The organism is Nocardiopsis flavescens (assembly GCF_900141985.1).
In the GTDB taxonomy this organism is placed as follows: Bacteria; Actinomycetota; Actinomycetes; order Streptosporangiales; family Streptosporangiaceae; genus Nocardiopsis; species Nocardiopsis flavescens.
Genome location: NZ_FQZK01000026.1, coordinates 1 through 12,499, shown reverse-complemented (window position 1 = coordinate 12,499; position 12,499 = coordinate 1). Strand labels below are relative to the sequence as shown.

Annotated in this window: 10 protein-coding genes; 5 read left to right on the top strand and 5 right to left on the bottom strand. The window is 71.5% G+C overall.

Features of this window, described 5'->3' with window-relative positions:
* Window positions 1-254 precede the first annotated feature (254 nt).
* From BUE45_RS26920 to dnaA, 5 genes are all read right to left on the bottom strand, one after another.
* Complete coding sequence (locus BUE45_RS26920) at window positions 255-737, bottom strand: DciA family protein (protein WP_073383448.1); 483 nt, start codon at window positions 735-737, stop codon at window positions 255-257.
* Window positions 738-816: 79 nt separating this feature from the next.
* Window positions 817-1,950 carry a DNA replication/repair protein RecF gene (recF, locus tag BUE45_RS26915; RefSeq protein ID WP_073383445.1) on the bottom strand — a complete coding sequence of 378 codons (1,134 nt, stop codon included), beginning with the start codon at window positions 1,948-1,950 and terminating at the stop codon, window positions 817-819.
* A gap of 128 nt (window positions 1,951-2,078) precedes the next feature.
* Entirely contained in the window at window positions 2,079-2,978 is a 900-nt protein-coding gene (gnd, locus tag BUE45_RS26910; RefSeq protein ID WP_073383443.1) for a phosphogluconate dehydrogenase (NAD(+)-dependent, decarboxylating), read from the bottom strand.
* A gap of 115 nt (window positions 2,979-3,093) precedes the next feature.
* Window positions 3,094-4,233, bottom strand: coding sequence for a DNA polymerase III subunit beta (dnaN, locus tag BUE45_RS26905; protein WP_073383440.1), 1,140 nt, complete (start codon window positions 4,231-4,233; stop codon window positions 3,094-3,096).
* A 1,255-nt stretch (window positions 4,234-5,488) separates the two neighbouring features.
* Window positions 5,489-7,552: a chromosomal replication initiator protein DnaA gene (gene dnaA / locus BUE45_RS26900; protein WP_084737930.1), complete on the bottom strand. Its 2,064-nt coding sequence runs from the start codon at window positions 7,550-7,552 to the stop codon at window positions 5,489-5,491.
* A 574-nt stretch (window positions 7,553-8,126) separates the two neighbouring features.
* Between dnaA and rpmH the strand changes: the two genes are divergently transcribed.
* From rpmH to BUE45_RS26875, 5 genes are all read left to right on the top strand, one after another.
* Entirely contained in the window at window positions 8,127-8,270 is a 144-nt protein-coding gene (rpmH, locus tag BUE45_RS26895) for a 50S ribosomal protein L34 (RefSeq protein WP_073383435.1), read from the top strand.
* A gap of 75 nt (window positions 8,271-8,345) precedes the next feature.
* Entirely contained in the window at window positions 8,346-8,846 is a 501-nt protein-coding gene (rnpA, locus tag BUE45_RS26890; protein ID WP_073383432.1) for a ribonuclease P protein component, read from the top strand.
* Complete coding sequence (yidD, locus tag BUE45_RS26885) at window positions 8,843-9,154, top strand: membrane protein insertion efficiency factor YidD (protein ID WP_073383561.1); 312 nt, start codon at window positions 8,843-8,845, stop codon at window positions 9,152-9,154. Before rnpA ends, yidD begins: the two co-directional genes overlap by 4 nt.
* Window positions 9,155-9,182: 28 nt before the next feature.
* Window positions 9,183-10,124: a membrane protein insertase YidC gene (gene yidC, locus BUE45_RS26880; protein ID WP_073383430.1), complete on the top strand. Its 942-nt coding sequence runs from the start codon at window positions 9,183-9,185 to the stop codon at window positions 10,122-10,124.
* Window positions 10,125-10,201: 77 nt separating this feature from the next.
* The gene (locus tag BUE45_RS26875; protein ID WP_073383427.1) at window positions 10,202-10,681 is read left to right on the top strand and encodes a Jag family protein; all 480 of its coding nucleotides are present in this window, start codon (window positions 10,202-10,204) and stop codon (window positions 10,679-10,681) included.
* Window positions 10,682-12,499 lie beyond the last annotated feature (1,818 nt).

The window sequence follows — 12,499 nt, the reverse complement described above, 5'->3', positions numbered from 1 at the left end:
GGCGGCCCTGTGCCGCATCACAACGAACGTTCAGGGAGGGAGACGACTCCCCACACACGGGAGGGACTCCCCGGAGTTCCGTGAGCGCTTCAGATGCCTTGGGGAAGAGTCGGCTTCCGCGTCCCCTCCGTCCGCCCCGTCACGGCGGCGGGCACCACCGGCATCCGCCCCCCGCGCCCCACCGCCACCACCCTCACCTGCGGTTATCCACAGCCTGTGGACGGAAGGGGCCGCCGCCGCACACCCCGGGGGACTCAGCGCCGGCGCGAACCGGGGCCCTTGATCTTGATGGAGACGACCGTTCCGTCGCCCAGTTCCTCGTTGATCCGGCGCATCAGGTCCCGCACCATCGAGCGCGCGTGGGCCACCATCGTCGGCGAATCGGCCACCAGGACGAGCTCGCCCTCCGCATAACTCTCCGGGCGGAGCCTGCGGGCGTTGAACTCCCCGACGATCTCCGGCCACCGGCCGAACACCCCGCCGATGGCGACCTGCTCCTGCCACCCGTGCTCGATCAGCCAGGTGCGCACGGCCTCGCCGAACATCTGCGGCTCGTTGCGCGACCGCAACCGGCCACGGCGGCGCGGCCCGGTCCCGCGGGGGACGGCGCCGCGCTCGCGGGCCTCGGCCCGGGCGCGCGCCAGCGCCTGGCGGGCGAGGTCGGCCCCGGACGCGGACGGCGGCGGGGGCGGCGGCCCCGCGGGGGAGGAGGGGGCGGGGTCGGGGCGGCCGTCCACAGGCTGTGGACGGCGGCCCGCCGCGCCCGGGTCCGACGATCCGGGTCCGCGCCGGGGGTCCACAGGCTGTGGATAACGCTCACCCACCCAGGACCTCCCCCTCGTGCACGCCGAACCGGGCGCCGTCCAGCTCCGCCGGGATGTCGTCCGGGACCGCCGCGGTCACCAGCACCTGCTCGGCGTCGCGGACCCGCTCGGCCAGCCTGCGCCGCCGCTCGGAGTCCAGCTCCGCGAAGACGTCGTCGAGGATCAGGACCGGGTCGTCGCCGTCCTCCCGGAGCAGGTCGAACGCGGCGAGCTTCAGCGAGAGCGCGTACGACCACGACTCGCCCTGGCTGGCGTAGCCCCGGGCGGGCATCCCGCCCAGCTCCAGGAAGAGGTCGTCGCGGTGGGGGCCCACCAGGCTGACGCCGCGCTGCAGTTCCCGGTCGCGCTGGGCGGCCATCGCCTCGCGCAGGGCCCGTGCCAGGTCCTCGCGCCCGCGCGGGGGCTCCTCCCCCTCGTCGACCAGCGAGGAGCGGTACGCGGGCACCGCGGGCCCGCCGGAGTCGGTGAGCCCCGCGTAGGAGGCGCCGACCAGCGGCCGCAGCGCCTCCACCAGGTCCAACCGGGCTGCCAGCAGCTCGGCCCCGGCCTCCGCCAGGTGGGCGTCCCAGACCTCCAGGGTGCTCAGGTCGGGGGCGGACCGCTGCCGGAACATCTTCCCGGACGCCGTCTTGAGCAGGGCGTTGCGCTGTTTGAGGACCCGGTCGTAGTCCGCCCGCACGCCCGCCATCCGCGGCGAGCGGGACACCAGCAGGTCGTCCAGGAAGCGGCGCCGTTCACCGGGGTCGCCCTTGACCAGGGCCAGGTCCTCGGGGGCGAACAGCACCGTGCGCAGGATCCCCAGGACGTCGCGCGGGCGGCCCGCGGCCGCCCGGTTGATCCGGGCGCGGTTGGCGCGGCCCGGGTTGATCTCCAGGTCGACCAGCATGTCCCGCCCGTCCCGGACCACCCGGGCGCGGACGATGGCGCGGGCAGCGCCCTGCCGGACCAGCGGGGTGTCGGAGGAGACGCGGTGGCTGCCCAGGGTGGCGACGTAGCCGACCGCCTCGACGAGGTTGGTCTTGCCCTGGCCGTTGGAGCCGACGAACACGCTCACACCCGGGCCCAGCTCGACGAGGGCCTCCGCGTAGGAGCGGAAGTCGGCCAGTTGCAAATGGGAAACGTACATCCGGCCTTCCTCCTGGTCAGGGGAGCGGACGGGGCTGCGGGAGGGAAGCGGGGAGGGGAGGGAGGGGCGGGGGCCCGGCGCGCGGGGCGCGTCCCGGACCCGCGCGGGTCCGGGACGGTCGGCCGGTGTCAGTCCCGGGCGGCGACGGTGCCGTCGGCCTTGGTCACCGCGTGGCCGCCGAACTGGTTGCGCAGCGCGGCCACCACCTTCATCGCCGGACTGTCGTCCTGGCGGGAGGCGAAGCGGGCGAAGAGCGAGGCGGTGATGGCCGGGGCCGGGACCGCCAGGTCCACGGCGGCCTGGACCGTCCAGCGGCCCTCGCCGGAGTCCTGGGCGTAGCCGCGCAGCCCGGACAGGTCCGGGTCGTCCTCCAGGGCACGGGACAGCAGGTCCAGGAGCCAGGAGCGCACCACGGTGCCCTCGCGCCAGCTCTCGAAGGTGCCGGGGACGTCGTCGACGATGCCGGAGGCGGCCATGAGCTCGAAGCCCTCGCCGAAGGCCTGCATCATCCCGTACTCGATGCCGTTGTGGACCATCTTGACGAAGTGGCCCGCGCCGACGCGGCCGGCGTGCACGAAGCCGCCGCCCTCGTCGGGGGTGAGGGAGTCGAAGACCGGCCGGGCCGCCTCGACGTCGGCGGCCTCGCCGCCCACCATGATCCCGTAGCCGTTCTGCCGGCCCCAGACGCCGCCGCTGACCCCGGCGTCGAGGTAGCGCACGCCCTTGGCGGCGAGCCGCTCGGCGCGGGGCAGGTCGTCCACGTAGTGGGTGTTGCCGCCCTCGATGACCAGGTCGCCCGCCTCCAGGAGGTCGCCCAGCGCCGTGATGGTGGACTCGGTGGGCTCACCGGAGGGGACCATCACCCACACGACACGGGGGGCGTCCAGGCGGGCCACCAGGGTCTTGAGGTCGTCGACGTCGCGCTCGGGGGAGGCGACGTCGAAGCCGATCACCTCGTGCCCCTTCTCGCGGAGCCGGGCGGCCATGTTGCCGCCCATCTTGCCCAGTCCGACCATTCCGAGCTGCATGCTCTCGCTCCCCCTTGTACGCCGTCTGCGGGCGGGTTCTTCTGACCGTGGATCGTGGCCGCGGGAGGGCCCGGTCGGCGCCGCTGGGCGTCGTCGGCCGGGCCGCGGCGCCCGATCAGTTCGGCTGTCGTACCGGCATGATCAGGTAGCGGTACTCGGGCTCGGCGCCCTCGGCCGCCGGCTTGCCGGTGAGGATCGACGGCCGGGTCGAGGTGGTGAAGTTCAGCCGGGCCACGTCGGTGCCGATGGCGCCGAGCCCGTCCAGCAGGTAGCCGGAGTTGAAGGCGATCTGGATGTCGTCGCCCTCCAGCTCGGCCTCCAGGACCTCGACCGCCTGGGCCTCCTCGCCGGTCCCGGCCTCCAGGACCAGCTGGCCCGGGGTGAACGACAGGCGCAGCGGGGTGTTGCGCTCGGCGACCAGGGAGACGCGCTTGACGGCCTCGACGAACTCGGAGCGGGAGATCTCGGCGACGGAGTTGAACGTGTCCGGGAGCAGGGCCCGGTACTTGGGGAACTCGCCGTCGAGCAGTCGGCTGGTGGTGCGGCGGCCGCCGCCCTCGAAGCCGATCATCCCCTCGCCGGAGTCGCTCCCGGAGAGGGCGATGGAGACCTCCGCGCCCGAGGTGAGCGACTTGGCGGTGTCGTGGAGCGTCTTGGCCGGCACCAGCGCGACGGCGGACAGGCCCGGGTCCTCGGGCTTCCAGGTCAGCTCGCGGACCGCCAGGCGGTAGCGGTCGGTGGAGGCCAGGGTGATGGTCTCGCCCTCGATCTCGACCCGCACGCCGGTGAGCATCGGCAGGGTGTCGTCGCGGCCGGCGGCCACGGCCACCTGGCTGACGGCGGCGGCGAACGCGTCGCTGCCGACGGTGCCGCTCACCCCGGGCATCTCCGGGAGCGTGGGGTAGTCCTCGACCGGCATGGTGGTGAGCGTGAACTTGGCGCTGCCGCCGGTCACCACGACCTTCGAGCCGTCGGTGGAGATCTCCACAGGCTGTGGAGGAAGGTTGCGGGTGATCTCGGCCAGGAGCTTGCCGGTGACCAGGACCGTGCCGGGCTCCTCGACGTCCACGTCGACCACGGCCTGCGTGGAGACCTCGTAGTCGAAGCCGGAAAGGCGCAGCTGCTGACGGCCGTCGAACTCACCGGCCTCCAGCAGGACTCCGACGAGGACGGGGACCGACGGGCGCGTCGGGAGTGTGCGCGCGGTCCAGGCGACCGCTTCGGCCAGTACGTCGCGTTCGACCCGGAACTTCACTGTCCGACTCACTTTCCGACCCGGCCGGGTCCCACCCGGCCGAAGGCCTCAACGTTGCAGCTGACGGATGTCTGTGGGGATCGGGGCCGGGCCATGTCGTCGACAGGCTGTGGACGGGCGCGGTCCGCCCGCCGGGAGGGGGCGCGTGTGACCTGCTGCGTCGTCGTATCCGTCGAGGTGGGCCGGGCCGCGGTCTCCTGCTAGGGGTCACCGCTCGGAGCCGGGCGGCGGAGGACAGGGGCGAGACCACACGTTACCCGGATTCCCCCGCTGCCGCTGACGGCTCGTCGGCCTCGTCGCTCCCGGCGAGTTGTCCACAGATTTTCCGCGTTGCCGTTTCGAAGCCACACTTGGTTGATCTAGGTGCGCAGTAGTAGTAGGGCCTGTGGATACTGTGGATAACCCTTGTTTTACCAGGTCAGCACCGGAATTTTTGTCCACAGGGCTTGTGGAGAACCCTGTGCACAACTTCGGGGTCCTGTGGATGAATCGCGTTGTCCCCAGGTTTTCCACAGTTCGTCCACAGCTTCGTCCACAGGTTTTCCCCAGGTTCTCCACAGCAGCCGGTGGTCTGGTGATCGGATGACCCCTCCCTTCGTCCACAGGAACACCCCGGGTTACCCACAGCCGCGGGGCAGTTGTCCACAGGTTATCCACAAGGTTGTCCACAGATTTGGACCCCCTCCTGTGGATAACTTCGGGGAACTCGTCGAAAATTTTTTTTCGGCCCCCGCGCATTCCCGGCCAACCCTGGCAAAAGGACTGTGGATCGAGTTGTCCACAGGAAAGAGGCCATCGTCCGTTGACACGATCGGGCTCCGCCGCAGGTGTGGGCAGGGCAACAGCCGCCTCCGGGGCCCGGAAACCGGGACGACACCGCAGTTCCGAGCCGTACTCGCGACGTTCGGCCACACACCTCGCCGAGCCCCCGAACCGGGCCGAGGTTGGGCATAAACCTGTGGATAACCGCCTGTGGGCGGCTCCAGCCTGTGGATAACTCCCTGTGGACAACGCCGGTACGCCCGTTCCGCGGGGTTGTGCACAGGCGGGGGAGGGGTTGTGGAGGAACGCGGGTATCCGCGCCGTACCGTGTCGACACCTCGCGCCGCCGACGGACCACGGGCTCCGGGGCGCCGCCTCGCCCGCGCTCCTCCACAGCCCTGTGGACAGGGGCGGGGGAACGGCTCGGGGGCGACGTGCGGACGTGCGTCCTCGCGGACATGTCGACACATCGCCCCCGGGGCGCCCGGCCGGGTCAGCTCAGGGACGGCTGGTCCTTGATCCGGCTCGTGAGCTCGTGCACCTGGTTGTAGATGGAGCGGCGCTCGGCCATCAGCGCCCGCACCTTGCGGTCGGCGTGCATCACCGTGGTGTGGTCGCGGCCGAACTGCTGCCCGATCTTGGGCAGCGACAGGTCGGTCAGCTCCCGGCACAGGTACATCGCTATCTGCCGGGCGGTCACCAGCACCCGGGACCGGGAGGTCCCGCACAGGTCCTCCACCGTCAGGCCGAAGTACGCCGCCGTCTGCGACATGATCGCCCCGGCCGTCACCTCGGGGACGTCGGCGCCCGGCACCAGGTCGCGCAGCACCTGGCTGGTGAGGTCCAGGTCCACCGACTGCCGGTTGAGGCTGGCGAAGGCCGTCACGCGGATCAGCGCGCCCTCCAGCTCCCGGATGTTGGTGGAGATCTTGCTGGCGATGAACTCCAGCACCTCCGGCGGCGCCGCCAGGCCCTCCTGGATCGCCTTCTTGCGCAGGATCGCGATGCGCGTCTCCAGCTCCGGCGGCTGGACGTCGGTGAGCAGGCCCCACTCGAACCGGCTGCGCATCCGGTCCTCCAGCGTGGTCAGCTGCTTGGGCGGCCGGTCGCTGGAGATGACGATCTGCTTGTCGGAGTTGTGCAGCGTGTTGAAGGTGTGGAAGAACTCCTCCTGCGTCTGCTCCTTGTTCTCCAGGAACTGGATGTCGTCCACCAGGAGCACGTCGATGTCCCGGTACCGGCGCCGGAAGCCGTCGGCCTTGCCGTCGCGGATCGAGTTGATGAACTCGTTGGTGAACTCCTCGGAGCTGACGTACCGCACCCGGGAGCCCTCGTAGAGCCGGTGCGTGTAGTGCCCGATGGCGTGCAGCAGGTGGGTCTTGCCCAGCCCGGAGCCGCCGTGGATGAACAGCGGGTTGTACGCCTTGGCCGGCGCCTCGGCGGCGGCCACCGACGCCGCGTGGGCGAACCGGTTGCTGGAGCCTATGACGAAGGTGTCGAAGGTGTACTTGGGGTTGAGCCGCGCGTGCTCGCCCGGCGGCACCTCGGGCGAGCGCCCGGGCGGGGCGGCGGGGGCCGCCTTGGCGGGCTTGGGCGCGGGTGCGGGCGGCTCCGGCGCACCGTCCTCGGCCCCGGCGGGCTCGGGCGGCTGCGGCAGCGCGGGCGCCGCGGGCGGCTCCGGCTCGGCGGCCCGGTGCCCGGCGGGTGCGGGCGGCTCGGGGGTCTCCCAGCGGTTGGGCCGCTCCCAGGCGGGCTCCTCGGCCGTCCACGCCGAGCGCCCCCAGGCGGAGTCCTCGGGGGAGGAGTGGACGGGCTGCTCCCACAGCGGGGGCGTCGCGGCCTGCCGGGGCCGGGGCCGCGCGGGTGCGGCGGGCGCCGCCCAGGTCGAGGGCTCCCCGTACTGGAGCTCCTCCTGGGTGAAGGAGTCCGGCCGCGGGTGCCCGTAGGCGTCGGGGCCCGGGCCCAGCAGGTCGGCCTCCGGCGGCAGCGCCGCGTGCCGGCCGTAGGCGCGGTCGGGCGGGGCGGCGGGGCGCGCGTGGTGGCCGCGCGGCTCGGCCGGGGGGTCCTGGTCGAACAGCCCGTGCGGGGCGGGGGGCGCCGGGTGCGCGTCGTGCCGGGGCCCGTCGGGGTCCCGCGGCGCGTAGGAGGGCGCCGGCGGCGGCGGGGGGGTGGGCACCGCGGTCGGGTCGACCGTCACCGCGACCCGGATCTCCCTGCCCAGGTGGGCGGAGAGCGCCTTGCTGATGGTCGGGTGGAGCCGGCTCTCCAGGACCTTCTTGGTGAACTCGTTGGGCGCCGCGATCAGCGCGGTGTCCTCGATCAGGCCCAGGGGCCTCGTCTGTGGCAGCCAGGCGCGCTGGTGCGCCGGCAGGGTGTCGTTGTCGATCCCGTCCAGCACGCTGGACCAGACAGCTGCGAGGTTGGCCTGCGCGTCAGCCAAGGCGACCTGCCATGTTGCTGTCCCTTCGGTGCGGGTCTGTTCGTGCGGGTGGAAGAGGGGACGGAAGGCGTGCGGGGGCGCCCGGGTCGGAACGGGGCCCGGAGGGCGGCTCTCCATTGTCCTCCCCCGGTGGTACCGCCGGGGCAGGGCGGGCGAAATGTCCGGTGTGAAGGTCGGCACGGGCCTGTGGAGAACTCCGGGGGAGCGGGGCGGACCGGCGTGCGGTATCCACAGCTCCGGCCGGTTGTCCACAGGTTGTCCACAGGGTTATCCACAGGATGTCAGATCTGTGGGTTCCGTGCAGAGTTATCCACAATAAGCAGGTCAGGCTGTGTGTAAGGCGACTCCGCCCCGCATGCCTGGGTGGCGGCGCGGGCCGAGGGGAGAGTTATCCACAGGCTGAGGTTATCCACAGGGGTGGGGGGCTGGGGAAGCCTCACACGCCTGTGGGCGGCGATCTGTCCACAGGTCGCCCTGTCGACTCGTCGACCCCGCCCGGCGATCCGCGCGCCCCGGCGATCCGGCCTGATTTGACCACGCCCGGACCAGGTCGTATCTTCTTTATGCTTATGCCGACGATTCTGCCCGCGCCTGTCGAGGTGACGGCGCGCACGCGGCCATGGCACTCCGCGGCCCCGCGTATCCTGGGGTCCTGTCGTAGTACTTTCCTGACACGCCCCTGGAGCCAGTAGTGAGCAAGCGTACGTACCAGCCGAACAACCGGCGTCGCGCGAAGGTCCACGGCTTCCGGCTGCGCATGCGTACGCGCGCCGGTCGCGCCATCATCGCCTCGCGCCGCCGCAAGGGGCGCGCCTCGCTGACCGTGAGCCACTAGGCCACGCGCAGCCCCACGTTCTTCGGGACCGGTCCGGCCTTCCGCCGGCCGGTCCCTTTGTCATGGGAGGCACCGATGCTGTCGTCGAAGAACCGGATGCGCCACAGCACCGAGTTCGGTTCCGTCATGCGCTCCGGACGCCGCGCTTCCCGCGACGACCTCGCGGTCGTCTACCTCCCGCCCCCCGCGGCCAGGGGAACCACCACCGGACCGGAAGCGTTGCCGGTAGGGGGGTCCCCGCGCGTCGGATTCATCGTGAGCAAGGCCGTCGGCGGGGCCGTCGTCCGCAAGCACGTCCAGCGGCGTCTGCGGCACCTGATGCGGCCACGGCTGTTCGAACTGCCTGACGGTAGCCTGCTGGTAGTGCGCGCCAAACCCTCCGCCGCCACCGCGCGGTACGAGGAGCTGGGCGCGCAACTGGACGGCGCCATCGCCTCGGCGATGCGGCCCCGGCCCAAGGGGTCGACGCGCCGTCGTCGAGGACGCGGTGGTCCCTCGGCGCCGGAACCGGCGAAGAGCGAGACGGCAGGCGGCCGCCCCGCCACGGAAGGCGGAGAACGGTGGACGGACCGATGACCCAGCACGGACCCACGGTGTTCGCGCGCGCGCTGATCCTCCCCATCCGGGGATACCAGCGCTTCATCAGCCCCCTCCTGCCGCCCGCCTGCCGCTTCTACCCTTCGTGCAGCGCATACGCCGTCGAGGCCCTGCGCGTGCACGGCGCCTTGTACGGGCTGTGGCTGGGCATCCGGCGCATCGCCCGCTGCCACCCCTTCAACCGGGGTGGCTACGACCCGGTCCCCCCACCGCGGGGACGGGGCCAGGAGTCCGAGGAGTCTGCGGGCGGAGCCGGGACCACCGGCCACGCTCCCGGGGACCAGTAGCTGAACCGAAGCACATAGGAGTTGGCCGGTGCTGGACTGGCTTTACAACATCGTCGGCTGGATTCTGGTCCAGATCCACGCGGGTCTGGGCTTTATCGGCCTGAACCCCGACAGCGGGTGGGCGTGGGGCCTGTCCATCGTGCTGCTCACCATGCTGATGCGCCTGCTCATGGTGCCGCTGTTCGTCAAGCAGATGAACACGCAGCGCAAGATGCAGGAGCTTCAGCCTCAGCTGCGCAAGCTCCAGGAGCGCTACAAGCACGACAAGGAGCGGCTCCAGCGGGAGTCCATGGAGCTGTACCGGACGAGCGGCACCAACCCGCTCATGGGCTGCCTGCCGCTGCTGTTGCAGATGCCGGTCTTCTTCGCCCTGTTCAACGTGCTCCGCAGCGTGGCCGAGGGCAACGTCCGCTACAACTTCACCGAGGAGCTGGTCGAGAGCGCCCGCCAGGCGCTGATCTTCCAGGCCCCGATCGCCGCCCACTTCAACAGCTCCGCCGAGGAGCTGCTGGCGCTGGGGGCGACCAACCCCATCATGGCGAAGGTCTTCATCGCCCTCTCCTGTGTCGTCATGGGCACCACGACGTTCCTCACCATGCGCCAGAGCATGAAGCGCAGCGTCTCGCAGATGCCCGACAACCCCATGATGCAGACCCAGAAGATCATGATGTACATGGCGCCCCTCTTCGGGCTCTTCGGTCTCATGATGCCGGTGGGCGTGCTGCTGTACTGGGTCACCTCCAACGTGTGGACGATGGTGCAGCAGCACTTCCTGTACCGCAACCAGCCCGCGCCCGGCGAACCCGTGGAGGCCAAGGGCGGCAAGGGCAACGGATCGGCCAAGGGGATGCTCGGGCGCAAGAAGAACCAGCCCGAATCCGCTCCGCAGCCCGTGGAACAGCCTAAGATCGAACGCAAGCAGCCGAAGAAGCAGTCTCGCTCCAAGCGCAGCGGCGGCGGGCCCCGCTAGCGAGCTGCGTACCGAGCGCGGGAACAGGAGACGGGAACGCCGTGACAGCGAGCCAGGAAGGAAGCGGTGGAGTAGCGGTGGCTGAGGCGCCTATCGACATCGAAGCCCTGGAGAACGAGGGCGACATCGCCGCGGACTACATCGAGGGACTACTCGACATCGCGGACTTCGACGGCGACATCGACATGGATGTCGAGGGCGACCGTGCCATGGTCTCCGTCGTGGGGGCCACGCTCGACGAGCTGATCGGCGAGGACGGCGAGGTCCTGGAGGCGCTCCAGGAGCTGACCCGGCTGGCGGTGCACCGGGCGACCGGTGAGCGCAGCCGACTGATGCTGGACATCGGCCGGTACCGGGAGGGGCGCCGCAAGGAGCTGTTCCAGGTCGGTGCCGAGGCGGCGCAGAAGGTCAAGGACACCGGCGAGGCGTACGACCTGGAGCCGATGACCCCGTTCGAGCGCAAGGTCGTCCACGACGCGGTCGCGGCGGCGGGCCTGCGCAGCGAGTCGGAGGGCGAGGAGCCCAACCGCTACGTGGTGGTCCACCCGGTCCCCTAGAAGCGGGGAGGCCGGAGAAGGGGCGATGTTTCACGTGAAACATCGCCCCTTTCGCGTGCGGTGGTTTCACGTGAAACACGGCGTCGGCAAGGCGCCATGTCGACAGGGGCGGTCGCACGCCGGCTGGAACGCGGGGCGGGGCCGAGGGGCGGGGCGTGGTGGTGCGGGCCCCGCCCGGGGGAGCACCATGGCCGGGCACCGGCCCGGGGTTTGTGCCGTGGTGGTTGTTCTCCCTCTCGGGGTGCCGGGCTGGTGTCCGGGGTTGGCCCGGGGGTCTGTGCCGTAGTGGTTGTTCTCCGAACCGGGGCGCCTGGCCCCTGCCGGTCGGCGGACCGCGGTCCTGGCCCCAGCGGGAGGGTGTCGCTCCCACCCCAGGTTGCGGGGGTGAGAGCTCGACCGGAGTTCTCCAAGAGCTCAGCCATCTGGAAACGGCGGCCAGCGGAGCGTGGACCTGGCCCCGGCGCGGTCGGCGGGCGGCAGATTTGCAGTGGGAAGCGTTGGGCGCACGTCCGGGGTGGTGGGGGTGTGTTCCGGGGCTGGGTCGAGCGAGGCGATCCCACCCCAGACCCAGCGGCGGGAGGAATGCCCCCTGCAAAGGACCGGGCGCGCGAGGAGCGGCCCGAACGTAGAGCACACCCATGCCCTCCCAACGCCGTAGGGGGTGAAGCGTGCGCTGTCTCTGGGCCCCCGGGCACAGCCGGTGAACATTGATCGGCACCCCGGCTCCAGGGGGTTTCGGTAGGGCGTACCTCCCTCCGCGGACCCATGGGGGTGCAGGCCGCGCTTATCTGTCGGCCGCGCCACCGGGGGTCGTCCACCCGCCTGGAATGCTCAGCCGCAGCGGGAGGGTGTCGCTCCCACCTCGGCTCCGGGGTGCAGGCCGCGCTTATCTGTCGGCCGCGCCACCGGGGGGCGTCCACCCGCCTGGAATGCTCAGCCCAAGCCGGAAGGCGTCGTTCCCACCGAAGGTCGCGGGGGGTAAGGCCGCGCGGACCTTCCCCGCCCGGCCACCGGGGGATGGGAAGGAGAACCGCGACCGGTTTCCAGGGGGTGGAGCCTGTGCACACCTGCTACCCGGTACTTCCCCGCTCAGGGCGGGTGGGGCGATCTCCCGGCTTCTCCCCGGATGGAAGAACCGCATCTGCTGTCGTTAGAGATACAGATCAAGGTGTCGACAAGTCCGCTCGCGGGTTCGATGTTTCACGTGAAACGTCGACGGAAGCAGGGCCGAGGGCCGAGGACGTCCGCGGCTTGCAGGGGGCGGGGGAGTGGCGCTTGTTCACCCCAGCGGCTGAGGTCGTGTGTATGTGCGGCCTTCACCCCCTGCGCTTCGCGTGGGAGCGACGCCCTCCGGCTGGGGCTGGGGGCACCAAGAGGGTGGACGACCCCCTGTGGCGGGGCCGGCAGGTACGTGCGGCCTTCACCCGCTGTGGCCCGAGGCGGCGCGACACCCTCCGGCCGGGGTCGGGGGCTCTAGGCGGGTGGACAACCCCCGGTAGCGCGGCGGGTCAGGTGCGCGCGGCCTTCACCCCCATGGGTCCGCGGAGCCGAGTACGCCCTCCCGAAACCCCCTGGAGTCGGGGTGCCGATCAATGCCCACGGGCTGTGCCCGGGGCCCCAAGACAGCGCACGCTCAACCCCCCATTGCGTTGAGGAGGGCATGGGTGGGCTCTACGTACGGGCCGCTTGTCGCGCGCCTGGTCCCTTGCAGGGGGCATTCCTCCCGATCCAGGCGGCCGGGCTGGGATCGCCTCGCTCGACCCAGCCCCGGAACACACCCCCACCACCGCGGACGCGCGCCCAACGCACCGGCCCGCC